Origin of the sequence: Finegoldia magna ATCC 53516 (assembly GCF_000159695.1) — a bacterium.
GTDB lineage: Bacteria > Bacillota > Clostridia > Tissierellales > Peptoniphilaceae > Finegoldia > Finegoldia magna_F.
Map to the genome: position 1 here is coordinate 1,237,192 of NZ_CM000955.1, position 20,984 is coordinate 1,258,175.

The 20,984-nt window shown below is 35.1% G+C and carries 20 protein-coding genes; 7 read left to right on the top strand and 13 right to left on the bottom strand.

Annotated features, from left to right (window positions below):
• Window positions 1-10: 10 nt before the first annotated feature.
• Both HMPREF0391_RS05820 and HMPREF0391_RS05825 read right to left on the bottom strand, forming a co-directional pair.
• Window positions 11-3,430, bottom strand: a complete 3,420-nt coding sequence (locus HMPREF0391_RS05820) for a pyruvate carboxylase (protein ID WP_002836007.1) — start codon at window positions 3,428-3,430, stop codon at window positions 11-13.
• Between the two features lie 11 nt (window positions 3,431-3,441).
• Window positions 3,442-3,861, bottom strand: a complete 420-nt coding sequence (locus HMPREF0391_RS05825; RefSeq protein ID WP_002836008.1) for a deoxycytidylate deaminase — start codon at window positions 3,859-3,861, stop codon at window positions 3,442-3,444.
• A 183-nt stretch (window positions 3,862-4,044) separates the two neighbouring features.
• On the opposite strand from HMPREF0391_RS05825, the gene HMPREF0391_RS05830 reads away from it, so the two are divergent.
• Together HMPREF0391_RS05830 and HMPREF0391_RS05835 are read left to right on the top strand one after the other, a co-directional pair.
• The gene (locus HMPREF0391_RS05830; RefSeq protein WP_002836009.1) at window positions 4,045-4,293 is read left to right on the top strand and encodes a type II toxin-antitoxin system Phd/YefM family antitoxin; all 249 of its coding nucleotides are present in this window, start codon (window positions 4,045-4,047) and stop codon (window positions 4,291-4,293) included.
• Entirely contained in the window at window positions 4,287-4,556 is a 270-nt protein-coding gene (locus tag HMPREF0391_RS05835; RefSeq protein ID WP_002836010.1) for a Txe/YoeB family addiction module toxin, read from the top strand. Before HMPREF0391_RS05830 ends, HMPREF0391_RS05835 begins: the two co-directional genes overlap by 7 nt.
• A gap of 53 nt (window positions 4,557-4,609) precedes the next feature.
• On the opposite strand, the gene HMPREF0391_RS05840 is transcribed toward HMPREF0391_RS05835, so the two are convergent.
• From HMPREF0391_RS05840 to ybaK, 5 genes are all read right to left on the bottom strand, one after another.
• Window positions 4,610-5,464, bottom strand: a complete 855-nt coding sequence (locus HMPREF0391_RS05840) for an IS3 family transposase (RefSeq protein WP_035109162.1) — start codon at window positions 5,462-5,464, stop codon at window positions 4,610-4,612.
• On the bottom strand, window positions 5,428-5,994 hold the full coding sequence (locus HMPREF0391_RS05845; protein ID WP_035109160.1) for a helix-turn-helix domain-containing protein: 567 nt from the start codon (window positions 5,992-5,994) through the stop codon (window positions 5,428-5,430). The genes HMPREF0391_RS05840 and HMPREF0391_RS05845 overlap by 37 nt, the downstream gene beginning before the upstream one ends.
• Before the next feature lie 129 nt (window positions 5,995-6,123).
• Window positions 6,124-7,434, bottom strand: coding sequence for a glutathionylspermidine synthase family protein (locus HMPREF0391_RS05850; RefSeq protein WP_002836011.1), 1,311 nt, complete (start codon window positions 7,432-7,434; stop codon window positions 6,124-6,126).
• The gene (locus HMPREF0391_RS05855) at window positions 7,427-8,731 is read right to left on the bottom strand and encodes a glutamate--cysteine ligase (RefSeq protein WP_002836013.1); all 1,305 of its coding nucleotides are present in this window, start codon (window positions 8,729-8,731) and stop codon (window positions 7,427-7,429) included. The genes HMPREF0391_RS05850 and HMPREF0391_RS05855 overlap by 8 nt, the downstream gene beginning before the upstream one ends.
• A 2-nt stretch (window positions 8,732-8,733) precedes the next feature.
• Complete coding sequence (ybaK, locus tag HMPREF0391_RS05860) at window positions 8,734-9,204, bottom strand: Cys-tRNA(Pro) deacylase (RefSeq protein WP_002836014.1); 471 nt, start codon at window positions 9,202-9,204, stop codon at window positions 8,734-8,736.
• Between the two features lie 125 nt (window positions 9,205-9,329).
• Here ybaK and HMPREF0391_RS05865 point away from each other — a divergent pair, with 125 nt between their 5' ends.
• Entirely contained in the window at window positions 9,330-10,088 is a 759-nt protein-coding gene (locus HMPREF0391_RS05865) for an MBL fold metallo-hydrolase (protein WP_035109408.1), read from the top strand.
• Window positions 10,089-10,257: 169 nt separating this feature from the next.
• Entirely contained in the window at window positions 10,258-12,945 is a 2,688-nt protein-coding gene (locus HMPREF0391_RS05870) for a calcium-translocating P-type ATPase, SERCA-type (protein WP_080545263.1), read from the top strand.
• 951 nt (window positions 12,946-13,896) lie between these two features.
• Here HMPREF0391_RS05870 and HMPREF0391_RS05875 read toward each other — a convergent pair.
• The 5 genes from HMPREF0391_RS05875 to HMPREF0391_RS05895 all read right to left on the bottom strand — a co-directional run bounded on the left by HMPREF0391_RS05875 (window position 13,897) and on the right by HMPREF0391_RS05895 (window position 17,620).
• Window positions 13,897-15,066 carry an IS256 family transposase gene (locus tag HMPREF0391_RS05875; RefSeq protein WP_196218489.1) on the bottom strand — a complete coding sequence of 390 codons (1,170 nt, stop codon included), beginning with the start codon at window positions 15,064-15,066 and terminating at the stop codon, window positions 13,897-13,899.
• Window positions 15,067-15,208: 142 nt separating this feature from the next.
• Window positions 15,209-15,736, bottom strand: a complete 528-nt coding sequence (locus HMPREF0391_RS05880; RefSeq protein WP_002836019.1) for a hypothetical protein — start codon at window positions 15,734-15,736, stop codon at window positions 15,209-15,211.
• 89 nt (window positions 15,737-15,825) lie between these two features.
• Entirely contained in the window at window positions 15,826-16,344 is a 519-nt protein-coding gene (locus HMPREF0391_RS05885) for a hypothetical protein (RefSeq protein WP_002836020.1), read from the bottom strand.
• A complete protein-coding gene (locus tag HMPREF0391_RS05890; protein WP_035109411.1) occupies window positions 16,345-16,989 on the bottom strand; it encodes a hypothetical protein in 645 nt (214 codons plus the stop codon).
• On the bottom strand, window positions 16,973-17,620 hold the full coding sequence (locus HMPREF0391_RS05895) for an ATP-binding cassette domain-containing protein (RefSeq protein ID WP_002836023.1): 648 nt from the start codon (window positions 17,618-17,620) through the stop codon (window positions 16,973-16,975). The genes HMPREF0391_RS05890 and HMPREF0391_RS05895 overlap by 17 nt, the downstream gene beginning before the upstream one ends.
• Window positions 17,621-17,776: 156 nt before the next feature.
• Between HMPREF0391_RS05895 and HMPREF0391_RS05900 the strand changes: the two genes are divergently transcribed.
• From HMPREF0391_RS05900 to HMPREF0391_RS05910, 3 genes are all read left to right on the top strand, one after another.
• Window positions 17,777-18,604, top strand: coding sequence for a hypothetical protein (locus HMPREF0391_RS05900; RefSeq protein ID WP_035109413.1), 828 nt, complete (start codon window positions 17,777-17,779; stop codon window positions 18,602-18,604).
• Between the two features lie 67 nt (window positions 18,605-18,671).
• Window positions 18,672-19,166 (top strand): Panacea domain-containing protein, encoded by a 495-nt coding sequence (locus tag HMPREF0391_RS05905; protein WP_002836025.1) that lies wholly within the window; start codon window positions 18,672-18,674, stop codon window positions 19,164-19,166.
• A gap of 2 nt (window positions 19,167-19,168) precedes the next feature.
• The gene (locus tag HMPREF0391_RS05910; protein ID WP_002836027.1) at window positions 19,169-19,558 is read left to right on the top strand and encodes a type II toxin-antitoxin system PemK/MazF family toxin; all 390 of its coding nucleotides are present in this window, start codon (window positions 19,169-19,171) and stop codon (window positions 19,556-19,558) included.
• A gap of 100 nt (window positions 19,559-19,658) precedes the next feature.
• Here HMPREF0391_RS05910 and HMPREF0391_RS05915 read toward each other — a convergent pair whose 3' ends face one another.
• Window positions 19,659-20,963, bottom strand: a complete 1,305-nt coding sequence (locus HMPREF0391_RS05915; RefSeq protein ID WP_002836028.1) for a cell wall-binding repeat-containing protein — start codon at window positions 20,961-20,963, stop codon at window positions 19,659-19,661.
• Between the last annotated feature and the right edge of the window lie 21 nt (window positions 20,964-20,984).

The window sequence follows — 20,984 nt, forward strand, 5'->3', positions numbered from 1 at the left end:
ATCCATTTTTTTATTCCAAAACTATAAGAAGTTGGTCTGTGTCGATGGTGTCATTTTCTTTGATTAGGATTGATTTTACAATTCCTTCTGATTTGGATAGTATGTTGGTTTCCATTTTCATGGCTTCCACTACTACCAATGGGTCGTTGACTGATACTTTGTCGTTTTCTTTGACTAGGACTTTTACGACTCTTCCTGGAATTGATGCTCCGACTTCTTTGTCGTTGTTAGGGTCTGCTACTGATAGGTTGTCTTCTTCACGTTCTGTGATTTTCGCAGATTCATCGAACACTCTGACTTCACGTCTGTTTCCGTTGACTTCGTAAGTGAAGTTTCTGTAGCCGTCTTTTTCCAATCTTCCTTTTTCAATAAGTTTGATGATGAGGATTTTGCCTTCTTCTATTGGAACTTCGACTGTTTCTTTTTCGTTTATTCCTTCGAAGAATGTCGGCGTGTCCATATAAGTGAAGTTGCCTTTTGTTTTTCTGTAGTCGATGTATTCTTCGAATACTTTTGGATAAAGTGCGTGAGAGACGATATCTTTTTCGTCAAATTCCATTTTGTATTTGTCTTGTAAATATTTTTTGTCTTTGTCGAAATCAAATGGATCGATGTAAAGTCCAGCTCTTTTTGTGATTGGCTTTTCATCTTTTAATACGATTTTTTGTAATTTTTCGTTGAATCCACCTTCAGGTTGTCCCATCATTCCTTTGAAAAATGATATTACTGAGTCTGGATAGTCTAGATTTTTGCCTTTTTCGTAGATGTTTTCTGGAGTAAGTCCATTTGCCACCATGAATATCGCCATGTCTCCGACCATTTTGGATGATGGTGTTACTTTGATGATGTCACCAAGCATGTCGTTGACTTTTTTGTACATTAATTTTACTTCGTCGAATTTTTCTCCAAGTCCAAATGATTCTACTTGTGGTTTGAGGTTGGAATATTGTCCACCAGGAATTTCGTAGCGATAAATTTCTGTTGTACCACTTTTCAAATCGCTCTCGAATTGTGAGTAGTAGGAGCGAACGTCCTTGTAGTAGTTGCTGATTTTGTCACAATTTGATAGGCTGATTCCCGTTTGACGTGGAGTGTTTTCGAGTGCTGCGACTACTGAGTTGAGTGCAGGTTGGCTTGTGAGTGAACTCATTGAGTTGAAACAAGTGTCCACGATGTCAACTCCCGATTCACAAGCGTTGATTATCGTAGCGACTCCGTTTCCTGTCGTGTCGTGTGTGTGCAAATGAATTGGAACAGAAATTTCGTTTTTCAATGCTGAGATTAGTTTAGTTGCGGCGTATGGTTTTAACAATGCGCTCATGTCTTTGATTGCGATAATATTTGCGCCGATGGATTCTAGTTCCTTCGCTTTTTTCACGTAATATTCTAGTGAGTATTTGTCTCTTGTTTCGTCCAAAATGTCGCCTGTGTAGCAAAGCGTTGCTTCCAAGATTTTTCCTTCGTCAAGTACACTGTCACACGCAAGTCTCATTCCGTCGATGTAGTTGAGTGAATCGAACACTCTGAACACGTCGATTCCGTTTTGTGCAGCTTTTTGTACAAATTTTACCACGACATTATCTGGATAATTTTTGTATCCTACTGTGTTGTTTCCACGAAGTAACATTTGGAATAAAATGTTCGGAATTCTTTTGCGAAGTTCTTGAAGCCTAATCCAAGGATCTTCCTTCAAAAATCTGTAGCTTACATCAAATGTTGCGCCGCCCCACATTTCCAAACTAAACAAGTCCTTCATCAATTCATTGGTAGCTTCTGCGATAGGGAGCATATCTCTCGTTCTCATACGTGTCGCCATCAATGATTGGTGCGCATCTCTTAGAGTTGTGTCTGTGATTAGAAGTTTTTCTTGGTTCAAAATCCAATCGCTAAGTCCCTTGGCACCTTTTTGTTCGAAAATATCTTTGGTTCCTGTAGAATTTGTCTTTGTGAATTCTGGGATTTGTGGAATATTGTATTCTTTTTTCTCGCCTCTGATGGAGCGTTCGCTGATGAAATTCAACACTTTAAGCTCTTTATCAGTCGATGGTTTGATGTCGAAAAGTTCAGGATTTTTGGAGATAAATCCCGTGTCGCAAGTTCCTTTGTGGAATTCTTCAGTGTTCAAAACGTTGATGATGAATCCGATATTTGTCTTAACGCCGCTGATTTTAGTTTCTCTCAAAGCACGGATTGCTTTGTTGATAGTGTCGTTGAATGTTCTGGAGAAAGCAGTGATTTTAACCAAAAGCGAATCGTAATATGGTGTGATAACTGAGCCTGTGAATCCATTTCCACCGTCAAGTCTCACGCCAAATCCGGAACTCGTACGATACAAATCAATCTTACCAGTGTCAGGCATGAAATTATTCGCAGGATCTTCTGTCGTGATACGGCATTGGATCGCGTAACCATTGCAGTGGACATCGTCTTGTGAATAAATTCCTATCTCATCAGAGTCAAAACTCTTGCCGTCAGCAATCAAAATTTGAGTTTGAACGATATCAATTCCAGTGATAAGCTCACTAACTGTGTGCTCTACTTGAACTCTTGGGTTTACTTCTATGAAATAGTGGTTTTCGTCTTCGTCCACCAAAAACTCCACAGTACCGGCGTTTGTGTAGCCAACTTCCTTGCAGATTTTGATGGCATCGTTGTGAAGTTCGTCCTTCGTTTTGTCTGAAATTGAAAATGCAGGAGCGAATTCCACAACCTTTTGGTGACGTCTTTGAATGGAACAATCCCTCTCGTATAAATGAAGAATATTTCCGTGATTGTCGGCTATGATTTGCACCTCAATGTGTTTTGGGTTGCGAATGTATTTTTCGATAAACATATCGTCTGAGCCGAAAGCCTTCTTGGATTCGTTTTGTGCGCTGACGAAAGAATTCAACAAATCAGATTCCTTTTCGACAATTCTCATTCCACGTCCGCCTCCACCAGCACAAGCTTTTACCATAACTGGATAGCCGATTTGGTTTGCGATTTCCAATGCTTCGTTTTTGTTTCTGATAGGAGTTTCCACGCCCTCGATTGTTTGAACGCCAGCCTTCTTGGCAACTAACTTCGATTGGACCTTGTCACCCAAACTATGTAGAACTGATTCGTCAGGACCCACGAAAATTATTCCGTTTTCCTTGCAACGTCTCGCAAATTCTGCATTTTCACTCAAAAATCCATAACCAGGATGAATCGCATCGCAGTGTTTGGATTTGGCAATCGCAATGATTTTTTCGATATCTAAATAACTCGACAAAGGTGATGCCGCATCCTTTATCAAATACGATTCGTCAGCCTTCGTTCTGAAAAGGGAAGTCTTGTCCTCTTCGCTATAAATCGCAACGCTTCTTATTCCAAGCTCACTACAAGCTCTGAAAATTCTTATAGCAATCTCGCCACGGTTTGCCACAAGAAGTTTTTTTATTTTATCCATATTACACCTCTTTAAATTTGGACATATTCAATATTATTTCGGTTTAACAATTCAATCGCATACTCATCCACACGATAAGCCTCGTGATAATAAATCTTGCTAATTCCTGCTTGAATCAAAGATTTCGTGCAGTTCAAACAAGGAAAATGAGTCACATAACAAATACAACCCTTCACAGCAATTCCTTCCTTCGCACAATACAACAAAGCATTCATCTCCGCGTGAATCGTAGCAATACAATGTCCGTCACGCAAAGTGTGACCAACCTCGTCGCAGTGAGGATTGCCACTGATAGCACCATTGTAGCCTGTCGATACAATCCTGTTGTCAGAATTCACCAACACACAACCGACAAACGCCCTGTCACAAGTGCTACGTGTCGCAACATTCAATGCCAAATCCATAAAATATTCATTCCAAGATTTTCTCATATTGACCTCTCATCATCATTAAAAAATTTCTTTACCTTTAATATTATCACAAAAACACAAAAATCAAAACAGAAACACAGGGAAAACCACACACAAAAAAAGCCACACAATGTGGCTTAGGGAAAATAAAAATATTTACAAAAATCAATCTGTACGCTATAATGTACATAAGGAGTTGATATTATGATTAAGACGTCAGTAACAAATTTTAGAAAAAATATTTTCGGAATTCTTGAACAAACAATTAAATTTAATGAACCTGTAAATATAAGTACAAAAACGGGAAATGCAGTTGTTCTTAGTGAAGATGATTACAATGGATTGATGGAAACTCTTAGAATATACTCAAACCCAAAAGAAAAAGAAAAAATAATAGAAGGTTTGAATACAAAATTAGAAGATTGCATTTCTGAAGATGAGGTTGAATGGTAACATATAAAATTGTTTATACTAAAAAAGCGATAAAAGATATAAAGAATTTAAAGTCCGCTGGTATAGAGAAAAAGGCAAAGATGTTAGTTGAATTAATAAAACAAAATCCATATCAAACACCTCCTTATTATGAAAAACTACAGGGAGAGTTGAAAGGTGCTTATTCAAGAAGAATCAACATACAACATCGTTTAGTTTATGAAGTTTTTGAAAAAGAGAAGATAATTAAAATAATCAGCTTATGGTCACATTATGAATTTTAAAAAATGGTGAATTTATTTTGATGTGTACCCATAAAACTGGACACAATATTTAATTAATTAGTTGTAGTGGATGCTAACCTATATTTTGTAGGTGGCATCCATTTTGTTTTTGATTGAATTCTTTCGTTATTGTAATAATAGATGTATTCTTCTATTGCTTTAGAAAATTCTTCATAGGAGCTATAGCTCTTTTCACAGCCATAATAAACTTCATTTTTTAATCTTCCAAAGAATGTTTCCATAATAGAATTATCGTAACAATTCCCTTTTCTTGACATTGATTGTCTTATACCATGTTTTTTTAGTTCATTAACATAATATTTATGTTGGTATTGCCAACCTTGATCTGAGTGTAGTATCAAGTTATTTAATTTTGGAAATTTGCTAAATGCTTTTCTTAACATATTCGATATTTGTTTTAAATTAGGACTTAGAGATAAGTCATATGAGATAATCTCATTGCTATACATATCAAGTATTGGAGATATGTAGCATTTACCCCAAGAAAATTTAAATTCAGATACATCCGTGGTCCATTTTTGTAAAGGTCTGTCTGCTTTGAACTCTCTATTGATGATATTATCTGCAACTTTACCTATCTTTCCCTTATATGAGTGATATTTCTCTTTAGACCTTTTCCCAAATAGTTTTAGCTCATGCATGATCTTTTGAACTTTTTTATGATTTATTACATACCCTTGATTTATTAACTCCATATACACTCTTCTTACACCATATCTTCCTTTGTGCAAGTTAAATATTTCGGTTATTTTATCTGCGATAGGGCGATTCTTAACTTTTATCTTATCCACTTTATTCAGTTCAAAGTAGTATGTTGATTTTGGCAAATCAATCGCTATTAAAAGATAGTTTAGTCTGTATCCTTTTTCTTTAAGTTCTTTGACAATCGCTGCTTTTTCGCCTTGAGTTGCGCAGCGTAACGTTCTTCTCTCAAGGCGATCTCTTTTTTTATTATTTCGTTTTCTGCTTTTATATATTCATTTTCCGCTCTAAGTCTTATGAGCTCTTCTCTTTCAGATTCATTAAGTTTCCTTGGCTTATGGATATTTTTCTTTTTCATGCTTGTATTTTTAGATTTACAACCTCTCTTTCTATTTACAAGACCATTATATCCATAATTTTTATACTTGTTAACCCATGAATAAAGTTGTCCACGATTAATTCCGATTTCAATTGCTACAGAACCTATTGTGTTTCCAGCTAATACTTTGCTGACCACTTCTAGCTTTTCATCAGTTGTCCACTCGATATTATTTCCATGTTTTAAAATTTCTGGACCATGCTTTTCTTCTAACTTAAACCATTCTTTAATTGTGTCATGAAATCTCTTTTCTTTAACTCCTTCAGGTGTATTAGGCCATTTACCTTCTCTATACAACTGCACACATTCTCTTTTAAATTCATAACTATATTTCATAAAAATACCCTCCTTACTGGATGTCCAGTAAAGAGGGTACATATCATTTAAATTTCACCGTTTTTTTATTTGTAAAAATTAAAGAAGCTTTCTTCCCCACACAAAAAAAGCCACACAATGTGGCTTTTATTACTCATTTATGAACAAGTTTGGTGCTGTATAATATTTTCTGGCGCCACTTACGACGTTATCTTTTCCGATTCGTGTGTAAGGGGCTACGAAGTGTTTGTTGTAGATGAACAGTCCCACAACTTGAGTGAATTTGTTAAGAACAGGAGATTTTTCTTCGAATTCCAAGAACTCGCACTTATTCATATCATAATATTCTTGGAAGACGTAGCCTGTGCGGATAAATTCTGGAAGTTTTTCTTGCAATTCTTCTTCTCTCATTTCACTTCCTACGTATATTCCAAGTGATGCGTAGCCGTCAATTGGTTTGAAGATGTATTTATCTTTGTTCATTATGATTTCATAAGCATCACGTTCTTCGATTTTTTTCGTGAATGGAACGTGTTCGTCGATGAATTTCTTTTCTTCATTATTCAACAAAGCTTGTGTTTGTTCGTCTCTGAAGATTTCAAATATAAGCTTGGAGTGCATCAATTGTGACCTGAATGATCCTACCATGAAGAATGCATTGTCCATGTACGCATCCAAGAATGGTTTGATTTGATCTTTTATTTTCAACAATTCCAAAGTTACGATTCTTCTGTAAACTAAATCTATTACATAGTCTCCGTGGCACAATTTGCCGTTTTTGTATTCCAAATCTCTGATGTCTATGATTTCACAGTTGAATCCATTTTCTTCGTAGACTCTTTTGAATTCGTCAAATTCGTTCGGAGTTCCCACTTCCAAATTATCCACGATTGCGACGTTTGGTTTCTTGTCCGACACGTATTTTTTGTACATATCAGCTGTTTCCCAAACCCATGGAGTGAACATGTCGACATTTTCGACGTCGTGTTTTTCCATGAATTTTTGCATAGCTTTTGTTTGTAGAAGAAGTTCACCTAATGTGTTGTCTTCGTTCATCGCAGAAGATCCGTCTGTGTTAAGTTCACAAAGCATGTAATTGATGCCGTCGTAGAACACGTCGTAGCGACAAATCGGAACTGGAACATCGTAGCCTGGATCGTGAAGCACTAGCTCTTCAATTGTCGGATCCAATTGGAATATTTTACGATATTCAGGATTTTTCACGAATTCTTTGGTGATTTTGTCAGTCATGCTCATCAAAATATTTGAAATATATACAAAATCTGAGCGGTTCTTTTTGTTGTAGAAAAGACCTTGGTAGGTCATAGGGATTGGTTCTCCGTGATAAATCGCCTTAGAAACTTTTGTTTTGGCGATAAAATCCACGAAATCCCTGTAATACATGTCCTCGTCTTCTCGTACTATTTTATATAATTCTAATGAATATTCGTCATTAAACATTTAAATCCTCCAATTTTATTTCGCTTTCAATAACAGCTTCACGAAGCCCTTTTTCTTTGTAAATTTTCTCGAACTTGTCTCTTGGATTTATTCCTTTTTCCAACATTTCTTCTAGTGGAATGAGATATCCGATTTCATTTGCTGGAAGTCCGTTTTTTGCCATATCCACAAGCATTTTGCAAAACTCTAACATGTTTACATTCATAAATGTAGCATCCAGTCCTTTTTCACGCGCATCTAGTTTTGCTTTCATGCAATTATCGTATGTCATGTTTTTGAAAAGCTCTGATAATTTGTCCAAATTAGTATCGTCGTAGAACAATCCTTTGATTAGAGCGACTGCTGAGAAATTAAGTGGATATTTGATTTCGTCCATCATTCTGATTTCAATGTATCGTTTCGCCCTAACATCTGGAAATACTATTGATAATGCGTGGAAAATCATATCAGTATCCCTAACATCTTTGAATACTTCCTTAAAAGTTGTCCCTCCGACATAATATGATTCGTGGTTTTCATCATAAGAGAAAATCAACGGCGTGTTCAAAATATTTTCGGCGTATTTTTTGTAGCTCAAATCATCATCGAAGCTAAACTTATACATGCCGGATCTGTCAGTGTCTGTGTTTTCCCAAATGATTTCTCTCATGTTACGACTTTTCGCTGGCTCTCCTTCGAAAATGTATGCGTTGTCGAACAATGTGTAGAAAACTGGAGACAAACAGTTACAAATCTTGTATTTTCTAACGAAATCTTTTTCTGATGAGTAGTCGATGCTGCATTGCAAAGAGCAAGTGCCCTTCATCATATTGTGAGCCATGTCTCCTCTTTCGTTGAAATATTTGTACATATAATCGTATCTTTTCTTAGGCAAGATTTTAATCTCGTCGATTTTAGTCACAGGATGATATCCCAAAGTCACCATTGCTTGGTTTTTCTTATCGAAAACTTCAACCAGTTTTTTCATATTTTTGATGTAAATATCCTTCAATTCGTCGATGTTCCACTTCGATGACAAAGCAACTTCGAACTGACTTCCAGGTTCTGTTGACACTGACAAATCATCATTTTCAAGTCCAAGGATGTAATCTCCTTCCTTATAAGCGACACAACCTCCTTTGTGAAGCTCTCTGAGAGTTTCGCCGACTCCGTTTTCACCAAAATACGACACAGTCTTCAAACTATCCTTGTCGACTATGAAATGTTCCATCTCCATTCCGACAGTGAAATCTTCCTTTAATTTTTCTCCGCTTTTAATGTAGTTAATTACAGCTTCAAGCTGTTTTTCGTAATCCATTTTTACTCCTTTTTAATGTCCGCTACAGTAATATCACAAATTTTTATCAAATCTTCGGGAGCGATTTTGATTTGCGCTCCGATTTTACCTCCAGACACGTAAATATATTCCTTATCTTCACAACTTTCGTCGATAAAAGACTTAAATTTTGTTTTCATTCCGATAGGAGAGCAACCGCCTCTTATGTAGCCTGTAGTTTTCAACAAATCCTTAACGTGAATCATTTCAAGCTTTTTCACTCCGGCTATTTTCGCACACTTTTTCAGGTCAAGCTCATCTTTTACAGCCACAACGAACACGAAATTTTCGTTCGTGTTGGAAACTGTGACAAGTGTTTTGAACACGTAAGCCTCGTCTTCATTTAATTTACTTGCGACATTTTCGCCACTCACATCGTCTCCTACAGAGTATTCTATATATTTATACCCAATTTTTTGTTTGTCGAGCATTCTCATTGCGTTAGTTTTTTTCATAAAAACATCCTTTCATTATTAATATTATACTACAAGTAAAAATTTTGTGGATTTATAAAATATTTGATGCGTTTACTTGCGTAAAATGTCTGTTTATGGGTAAATATATACGAGGAGGAATTTTAATGGAACAAAGTTTAAACATTAGATATATATATCACAGTTCATTTTCTTTGGAGTTTGAAGACAAGATAATTATTTTCGATTATTTTCAAGGAACTTTGCCAAAAAATGTGAACGACAAGAAGGTGATTTTCGTGGTGACTCATTCACACGCGGATCACTACAACGAGAGTATTTTTGATTATGAAAATGCCAGTGACATTACATACATTGTCAGCGAGGATGTGTACGAAGAGGTTTTTGATTACGATACGAAGGACAATGTTGTTTTTTTGGGACAAGATAATATTGAGGATTTGAAGAAGCACTTCGACAAGAAGGTTATAAAACTTGAAGTTGGTGAATCTACTTCTGTGTACGGTGCAGATTTTACGGCACTTGGTTCGACTGATATGGGAATTAGCGTGTATTTTGAAGCAAATCATTTGAAATTTTTCTTCGCTGGAGATTTGAACAATTGGGTGTGGGAAGAAGACACAGAAGAAGAAAAGGAAAAGATGCAACAGGATTTCTCCAAGGAAATCGACAAGATAGGGAATGTTGACATAGGATTTTTCCCAGTTGATCCTAGATTAAAGGAAAGATATGATTTGGGTGTGAATGAATTTGTCGACAAATGCAATCCGAAAGTTTTGTTCCCAATGCATTTTACAAAAGATCCAACAATCGTGGACACTTTCATCGACACACACGATTACGAGGGCTGCAAGATTGTGAATATGAAAAAGGAACACGATACGTTTCAAGTTATAATAAAATAATTGATTTAATATAATATTTTTGGTAAAATTAATATACAAGAGGGAGTAGCTTAAAAATATTGTGTCGTCATTACGGTTGAAACCCGGCACAAAGCCACTTTGGTTAGCAAGACTTTTGCCAGAAATGGTGAAAGTTTTTTTTATTATGAAATTAACAGGAGGTAAGAGATTGGATTGGTACAAGGAATCTAATGAGAGTGTTATCAAAAGTTTGGATACTGATCAAAATAACGGTCTATCCGACAGTAAGGTAACGAGTTTGTTAGAAAAATACGGCAAGAACGTATTAAAAGAAAAGAAGAAAAAGTCCATGGCAGCCAAATTAAAGGATCAATTTTTGGATCCGATGATAATTATTTTGCTATTGGCATCTATTTTATCCATGGCTATAGGAGAAATTACAGATAGTATTATTATCATCGCTATCGTTATTGTGAATGCGGTGCTTTCGATTTATCAAGAAGGTAAAGCGGAACAAGCAATAGAAGCTTTGCAAAAAATGGCAAGTCCTAAAGCCAAGGTTATAAGAAACGGCAAGATTATGGAAGTGGATTCACAAAATTTGGTTCCAGGAGATATCGTTGAATTGGAAACGGGAGATATTATCCCTGCGGATTTGAGATTATTGGAATCTACTAACTTGAAAATCGACGAATCATCATTGACTGGTGAATCGGTTGCTGTAGAAAAGAATGCTAAGGATGAGATTACGACAGATGCAGGAATTGGCGACAGAACAAACATGGCGTACAGTTCTTCTATCGTAAGTTACGGTAGAGCGAAGGGTGTCGTTGTAGAAACAGCGCAAAACACAGAAATAGGTAAAATCGCAACGAGTTTATCACAGGTTGAAGACGAAGAAACTCCTCTTCAAAGAAAGCTTGCACAATTGTCTAAGCAATTGGGTATCGTAACAGTTGTTGTGTGCGCAATTGTGTTTGCAGTTGGATATTTCTTGTATGATTTTGATGCATTGAATATGCTTATGACTGCGGTATCACTTGCCGTTGCGGCGATTCCAGAAGGACTTCCAGCTATAGTTACAATCGTGCTTAGTTTGGGAATGGGAAGAATGGCAGAGAAAAACGCCATCGTCAAGAAACTTTTGGCAGTTGAAACATTGGGAACAACAACTGTAATTTGCTCCGACAAGACTGGTACATTGACTCAAAACGAAATGACTGTGAAGAAAATTTACGTCGATGGAACTGATGTCGATGTCACAGGAACAGGCTACAAACCTGTTGGAGATTATTTGATTGAAGACAGTAAAATGCAAGAAGATGACATCAAATCTCTTAACACTTTGCTTCACATAATGAGTCTTACAAATGATTCAAAACTAATCGAAGAAGACGGAACTTACAAAATCGTGGGAGACCCGACAGAAGGAGCACTTCACACAGCAGCAGGAAAACAAGACATCACAAAAGAAGAATCCAATCAAAATTATCCTAGAATAGAAGAAATTCCATTCGATTCAGAAAGAAAGATGATGACTACATTCCACGACAAATTCTTATCTGACAAGATTATTTCCTTCACAAAAGGTGCACCAGATATAGTTATCGAAAAATGTAGCAAAATTTTAATCGACAACGAAATCAAACCACTAACAGAAGAATTAAAACAAAAATTGTTGAAGAAAAACAGCGAATACGCTAAGCAAGCACTTCGTGTACTAGCTTATGCACTTCGTGAACACGAAGGATTGCCAAGTGAAATCACATCTGAAAACATCGAAAAAGACATGGTATTTGTAGGATTATCTGGAATGATAGACCCACCAAGACTAGAAGTAAAAGATGCAATCAAAGAATGTAAGACAGCGGGAATCACACCAGTTATGATTACTGGAGATTACTTGGAAACAGCAGTAGCAATCGCAAAAGATTTGGGAATTTGTACGGACGATTCACAAGCAATCATGGGAGCTGAACTTAACAATATGTCAGACGAACAAATCCGTGAAATCGTCAAAGAAAAGAGAGTTTATGCGAGAGTTTCTCCACAAAACAAAGTACAAATCGTAACAGCATTAAAAGAAAATGGACACATTGCAGCGATGACAGGTGACGGCGTCAACGATGCACCTGCAATCAAAAAAGCAGACATCGGAATTGCGATGGGAATCACTGGAACAGACGTTGCGAAGAACACATCAGAAGTTATCCTTACAGACGACAACTTTGCGACTATTGTTAACGCAGTAGAAGAAGGAAGAATAATTTACTCCAACATCAAAAAATTCGTATCATTCCTATTAAGCTGTAACATCGCAGAAATTCTTATCGTATTCTTGGCAATAATGTTCAAATGGGACACACCATTTATCCCAATTCAATTATTATGGTTAAACTTAGTGACAGACTCATTCCCAGCAATGGCGCTTGGAGTTGAAAAAGGAGAAGCTGACATCATGAACAGAGCTCCTCGTTCACCAAAAGAAGCTATCATCGACAAGAACATGAGACTAAGCATCATCGTTCAATCATTGGCAATCACAGTTGCGACATTATTCGCATACAATTACGGATTGAACCACTTCGATGGCCACATCGAATCTGCAAGAACAGTTGCATTTGCAACATTGATCCTATCAGAATTACTAAGAAGTTATTCAGTAAGAAGTGAACACAAATCAGTATTCCAAATCGGAGTATTCTCTAACAAAGCATTGGTAATGGGAACATCACTTTCATTATTATTAATGTTAGCAGTAATCTACATCCCTGGAGTAAATGACGTATTCGAAACAATACCACTTCACATTGAACACTACAAAGTAATCTTGCCATGCGCATTGTTGCCATTCGCAGCAGGAGAAATATTAAAAGCAGTAAAAAGCAAAAAATAATAGACAACAATAAAGGCGTATCGTGTGATACGTCTTTTTTAGTGGGGTAGGTGTTGGTGCGTTAAAGATAGAAAATCGTGTGAAGTTCTTCGCAGGGTTGGGGATTGCAGGAAAAACATTGTGTCAAGTTGTAGCAAACATCTCGCACGAATATCACGAATATCTAGACTACAAAAATAAATAAATTCTAAGCTTGTGACCCTAAAATTGTGAACTCGTGCTACGCACTCAGACAGCACAATTTTTTAACGGTTCACTTCACTTGAATTTATGTTTATTTTTTCCGTATGATATTCTTAGCTTCGATCGTTTGCTTGAAGGTTTCGCAAGGATTGAGAATTGCAGGACAAACATAGTTCAAGTTGTAGCAAACATCTCGCACGAATATCTTGGGGAAAATTTAATAATCTTATTCGCTCAGCCTCACTGCGAAAATCTTCTGTGTAGAAAAATTAAGTGAAGATTTTCTTGTTCGAAGCGTCGCTCACAAGAAACATTAAATTTTCTATGGTGATATTCAGCTCGATCGTTTGCTTAGAGTTACGCAGGGTTGGGGATTGCAGTACAAACGTAGGTCAGTTCTACAGCAAACACAATGATAATCGTCACACCACGTTCATCTCCTAACCACCTAAATGAAAACAAAAAAACAGGGAACAGGGTATGTGAAAAGTTTTGTGTATCAGCTCCTCCTGATAGGTTGTGAGCTGATATTTTTTTGATTTTTAAAAAATATACTTTTATTACTAAAATCTGAAAGTTCAGATATTTGTAACCTAATTTTGGCACAATTAAACTAAAAGGTCAAGATTTTTCTAAAAATCTCCCTTTTTGCCTAATTGTATTTCTTAAAAATTTGAAGATTTCTGTCAAGAGCTGGTCGTCAGACCAGGGCTATACCTTTACTCTTGATTGAATGATTCAAATTTTTTATTATCTTTATGGCAAAATTTAGATTCTGCCTTCAAAAAATATTGATAGTTGTGACAATATTTGATCCCATCCTCTTATTCTACTCGTCCATTTACTTGAAGCATCTACCATCGCTAGATACAAGCTTTTTTGTAGGGCGTAGTCACTTGGAAATATTGTTTTGTTTTTTGTTACTTTTCTAAGTTGTCTATTAAAGTTTTCTATGCTATTTGTTGTATATATTAGTTTTCTTATTCCTTCTGGATATTTGAAATATGTTGATAATTCAGCCCAGTTATTTCTCCATGAATTTACACACATTGGGTATTTTTTGCCCCATTTTTCTTCAAATATATCTAGATTACTTAGTGCTAGTTCTTCTGTTGATGCTTTGTATACTGTTTTTAAGTCTTTCATTAGCTCTTTTATATCTCTATATGATACGAATTTTGTTGAATTTCTTATTTGATGAATTATGCATTTTTGAATTTCTGTTTTTGGATATACACTTTCTATTGCTTGGCTAAATCCTGATAAATTATCTGTTGAGACTATTAATATATCTTCTAATCCTCGTTCTTTTAATTGATTTAATACCAATAGCCAGTATTTACTTGATTCATTTTCTCCTACCCACATTCCAAGTATTTCTTTGTATCCTTCTGTATTGTATCCTAGTGCTATATATACTGCTTTTTTTACTACTATGTTATTTTCTCTTACATGATAGTGTATTGCATCTAAAAATACAAATGGATATACTTTTTCTAATGGTCTATTTTGCCATTCTTCAATAGTTGGTAGTATTTTATTTGTTATTTTGCTTACCATGGATTCTGATATTCCAAATCCATAGATTTCTTTTATGTGTGTTGATATGTCTCTTGTTGTCATTCCTTTTGCATACATAGATATTATTTGGTTTTCTATGTTTGATATGTCTTTTTGATATTTTTTCAATGCTTGTGGCTCAAAGGATCCTTCTCTGTCTCGTGGGATGTTTAGGTCTATGTTTCCGTATGATGATTTAACTGTTTTTTTACTTGATCCATTTCTTGTGTTTAATGACAGTGGTTTTTCACCATATTCATAATCTAGATGTTCATCTAACTCTGCTTTTAACATTTGTTCCATTGTGTCTCCTAGAAGATCTTTCAAAGCTTCTTGTAAATCTTGTACTGTTTCTGGTTGATATTCTTCAATTAACATCTTGGATATTTTGTTGAGTCTAGTTTCTGGTCTTTTTCTTGGCATTTTAAAATCCTCCTGATTACTATTATATCAGGAGGATTCTATACACAAACTATTTCACAGTCTCCAGGGAACATTCCCTGTTTTACTATTTTACGCACTATCTTGAAACAGCCGATGTCATTCCATTGAGGAGTTGACCTGTGACGGCGTCTCTTTCGTTTTCGTGTTTTTGATTTAGTGCTTTGTATTTTATTGTGTATGTTTGGGATTGTTTGTCCAATTTGATTTCCCAATCTTTAATGTCTTCTTTTTCAAGGTAATTTTCTTTTAGTTCCATTTCTTTTATTTTGTCTTCGTCCAAGAACACATTCTTTTTTCTTTTTTCTTTTGTTTCTGGGTCTTCTCCTTCAAGGTCGAGTGCGTTTTGCACTTTTACTCCTTCAGTGCTGACATTTGCTTCGGAGTCGCCGTTTTTTGCGACGATTCCATCTTTTCCTATATTTGCTTCGGAGTCGCCGTTTTTTGCGATGATTCCATCTTTTCCGATACTTACTTCTGAGTCACCATTTTTGATATGTATGCCATTTTCTCCAGAAGTTTTCACGCCAGTATTTCCAACGTTTTTCACTCCACAAGAACTTAGCATAGCGCATGCCAACAATACTACTAATAATTTCCTCTTCATGATATTATCCTCCTTAAATCTATTATACCCCTTATACTGATTTGCAACGTGGAAAATGTTTACGAAATGTCAACGATGTGTCAAACAAATTACAACAAATTACTGAAAACTAGGAACTTGATAGCCAAAATCGCAGCTACTAATATAATTGCTGAACATAAAACGAATACGCATTCCTTTAATCTAATTATAGGTTCATCAATTTTGGTGTTTTTTTCTATGTTTACCTTGATAATACTTGTAGAAATATAGAATATTATCATGCTTACAAAATAATATTCAGTTAGATAGATGGATTTCATTATGAAAAAATCCAATATAACAGCCAAGAGTAAGAATATACTAGACAAGTAGCACATTGATTTTATGGTATCTTTTCTAAGATGTTTAACATTTCTTGGCTGATATAACAGCAAGAACTTTGATTTGTGTGCATTCATAACACTAAAATACAATATGAAAAGTATACTTAATAAAGTAGTGGAGAAATTCAATCCATATAAACTCTGTGGTGAATTTATAGATGAAAACACACTTATGAATAGTATTACGATAATTTCGTATTTAATTTTATCCCTTAAAATATAGCGAAATACTAGTTTTGTCATTTATTGTCCTTTCTGATTTGGTGATTTCAACAGAAGTGGGTTAACACAAAAAAGGATTGTAAACGTTGGAATCATGTACCATAATTGCAATTTTGGTAGTAACTTTTCTAAATCAATTCCCAAATTTGGGAAATTCATACTAGAAAAGAATAAAACATAATATGAAATTCTAAGAGCTGTGTACAATATATTTGATTTTCTTGTGTTTTCTGTCACATAAAAAAATAATGTATCCACAAACACGTACAGATAAATAATCGAACCATACATAAAGAAAGATTTGATTTCCAGAATATCTACAGAAGTTGGAAACAACAAATAAATTATGAAGATGTATGTAATCGTAGCTTTCTTATACATGAAGTATTTTCTGACTTGGGCTTTGTTGAATTTTGGGAAAAAGGTCATAAAATCCATTTCTCTTTGAGTTATACTATCAGTTCTTATTTTGAAAAATCCCATAAAAGCTAAGAAAAACGCAAATAAAGCTTTTATCACATAATGGTCTGATGGAAGAGAACTCAAATATTTTAAAAATAAAAAAATCGCTGAGACTATCAAAACGAATTGGATTGCACCTGATAATCTGTCGATTTTTATTTCCTTAAATCGCAACTTCATATCCAATTTAAATATTTCTCTCAAAAATCTCGTCCTCCAGTTGCTTTTTATCTTTTGAATTGACGAATACTTTTTTTACATTACCATTTTTTAAAAGCACAAACTCATCACATATATCGACAAGACTGTCTAAAATATGTGATGAAATCAAAATTGTAGAATTTTCCTTCAATTGAAGGATTAATTTTTTGATTTCATAAGAATATTTAAGATCAATGCTATTGAATGGTTCGTCCATAATTATAAGGGAATAATCACCTGTTAAAATGTTAATCAGAGTTAACTTTTTCTTCATTCCTTCAGATAATTCAGAAATTAAAGTATCTTTCTTATCTTCCAGTCCAAGTTCAACTATTAAATCTTCAGACGTTTTATTGGAAGGGGAGTATTCATTTACAATTTTACAAAATTCACTTACTGTTAAAAAATAATATGGAGATACTTGAGAAGGTATGTATAAAATATCATTTTCGTTATAATCTTGGACATCAAAACTTGCGTTTGCTTTTATCATTTTGGATAATATATCCATCAAAGTTGTCTTACCAGCTCCGTTTTCTCCAATTAGTCCTATAATTTTATGGTTTCCTATTTCTAGATTTTCGATGTCTAACTCGAAATTTTTGTATTTGTGGTTTATTTTTCGTATAAACATGTGAACACCTCATTAAAATACTGGTTATATATATAATAATATATATTTGAATAAATGTCACACCTTCCATATATTTATAAATCATTTCAATAAATGAACGACACTCTACAATCCAATTTACTGATTTGCTATGGTATAATAAAGTTGGAGGATAGTATGAGTTATTTTAATTACTGGATTAGCGTTCTGGTGGTGTTTGCAATTATATTTTTGTTTGCCAGAACGATTTCAAATGAAAAGCAAATTGTCGCATTTTTTTCGAAATTAATCTACGTTGTAATTATTCCGGCGAACATTGCGATTAGTTTGAATGAACTTACGTACAAGAATTTCAACATCAAACTTGGTGTATTTTTTGTGTATTTGTGGATATTGTCTAAGATTATGACGATGATTTTTCAAATCAACACGAAAGACAAGGATTCGTTGGAACCTGCGTTTATTTTCTCAAATATTATCGTGATGAGGCCTTTTTTGCAGAATGTTATGGATAAGAATATTATGAATAATCTGATTATAATTTCTTGTGTGATTTATCTTGTGTATATGCTTTACAAGAGGATTTTCAGTGTGACAGATTTCCTGATGGCGATGGGATTTTCCGTAGCTTTTTGTATTTGTGCGATTTACAAGTTTTCATACATGCTAACTCCTCTGAAAATTATTCAATCGACAAGTTCAGTTGTGATTATAATCGCATTTGCACTTGCAATTTCAAGTATTGATATGAAAAGTTTGCTTGATTTGACATCTCTAATGCTTGCCGTTGTGAATTTGCTGATAATTCCAGTGTTTACATACGTTGTGGTGAGCGCTGTGACGAACAACGAGCTGTTGATTAAATCTATAATTATGTATGTTACGATTGGGCCGTCATTTGTGATTTCGTTTGATTTTTATAAGAAAACGAAAACCAGAATTACGGAGCTTGGATTTTTGCTGTCGGTCGTTACGGTGTATGTTTTGAATTATTTGTTCTTTTAAATAGCAGAACATATGTTGCTATGTTGTGTTTGAAGTTATATAATGATGTTAATAGGAGGTGTAGAGAATGAAAAAAGAATTTGAAGTTACGAAATATTTGATTTATTCATATGAAAGACAAACTGGCAATAGAATTCAAAGCGAATTAAAATTGCAGAAACTAATGTATTTCTCACAAAGGGAATCTCTATGCTTGACTGGACATCAATTATTTGATGAAGAATTTGAAGGCTGGATACATGGACCAGTGTTGCCATCGTTGAGATATTGCCTAGAAAATTCGGAAGTGTTTGATATTGAGGGCGGATTTTCTCTGACAGAAGAAGAAAAATACGTGATCGACAATACGATTGCTCAGTACGCAAAATACGATGCGTGGTATTTGAGGGATTTGTCGCACGAAGAATATTGTTGGCAAAAAAGCAGGGAAGGATTAACTGACAGGCAACAAGGATTTAATAAGATAAAGCTTGATGATATAAGGGTGGATGCGAATAATTTGAGACCTTACGATTCAGTTTTTGATATGTATGTAGACGAATTTGAAGATATTGAGGATTAAGTATGAATAATTCTAGTAAAGAATGGTCTATATACAAAGTAAGATTTCCGTATTATAATTCCAAGACTAATAGAATTGATTACAAATCCAGACCGTTTTTAATTATTAAGGAAGCTGACAATAAATTTCCTAAAGATTATAACGCACTTCCAGTTTCCAAGATAACAGACAGAAGTAGAAGGCATGTGAAGTATGATGTGGCAATCAATAAAAATGATTATCCCAATCTGAACCTAACTCAACCGATTAGTTTCATTAGAATTCACAAAATGCAAACTATCAATGAAAAAGACTTGTATGCTGCAATTGTAACGGATATTGATGCAGAATATCCCGATCTAGTTGCAAATATCAAATTATTAATAGAAGAATATTATACAAATTTTAAATAGGCGATGGATGTCGCCTATTTTTTTGCATGAAAAAACCCCTTCATCCGTATTCCGGATTTTGGGGTTCAGGTCAAATGTCCTCTTTTAATTCATTTCCGCGTTATTCCAATGGTCTGTAATCTTCTGCCAATGCATCTCTCAAGTAAACGAACAGTTTGTCGTATTCTTTGATTGAATTGTAATATTTGTTGTTTGGAAGTACGTAGTATTTTTTGTAATCTTTTGTGAAGGCTTTGATGAGGCCTTTTCCTTGTTTATCCAAAAGTGGCTTGTCGATGTCTAGTCCCGATATCAATATTACTTGTGTGGAGTAATTGTTCTTGGTAACTGTGTTGTATCCACCGATTGTAGTCAATTTGTAGATGGAGTTGGTGTCTTTCATATATTCTCTGACTGAAAGTGGTAGGACGTCTTTTTTCACAAGCAAGATTGGCGCTTTGATTTTTTGTGCAACTGTCGATGATACGAGTGCATCGGCGAATACTTCACCGCTTGTAGTGATGACTTCTGCTGGATTTGCGTTCACTCTCTTAGCGACTTCAACGCTGGATTCGTATCTGTCCACACCTGCAAGTCTTGTGACACGTTTTTTAGTCAGATTTTCGATTTGGTTTTTGACAGATTGATTTACAGATATTTCTCCACCGACAATTGTCACGTTGTCGATATTTCCGATTGATTTTATGAAATTCACAGTAGATGTTGATAATCCGTCGTTACTTACAAGCAAGATCGGCGCTTTTTGGTGCGCTGCAAGGCTTGTAGCATACAGTGCATCGGCATAATTTGTCCCTGCGGCAAATATCAAATTCGTAGTATTTGCACGTGTTTTCGCAGATTCTGCTGATGTATCGTAGCGATTATTTCCCATAATTCTAGTGATTTTCGCGTGAGGGAAGTTCTTTTTCAAACTATTCTCAACTTTTTTGCTTATAGTATTCGCGCCACCCATCAGATAAATCTCATCCAAAAACATCTTGTCAAGCGCTGATTTCGTCTCAACGGATAATGAATTCTTGCCAGTGTACAAAAGTGGGTATTTGCCCATAGACACATTCGTCGCGCTGATTGCATCTGGATATGCGTTGTCATTTACTAGAATAACCTTGTTCGTATTTGCAAAGTAATGACGTTGCACATTCACAGCAGTCTTCGCTCTGTTTTCACCTTGGAATCTTTGATGAATAACATTTTTGAACACACCATCTTCATTAGTAGTAATTTCTTCCTGCTTTTTATCATTTGCATCTTTAGCCTTTGCATTAGCATCAGATTTTTTAGCAGTATCATTTGCACTTGCTTCAACCTTTTCTGAAGCCCCTTCATTTGCGCTATCCTTGTCTGCAACACTCACCACAGGAAAACTCAACATACATGCCAGCATCAAAGCCATCAATTTTTTCATAAAACACTCCTTGTATAATTT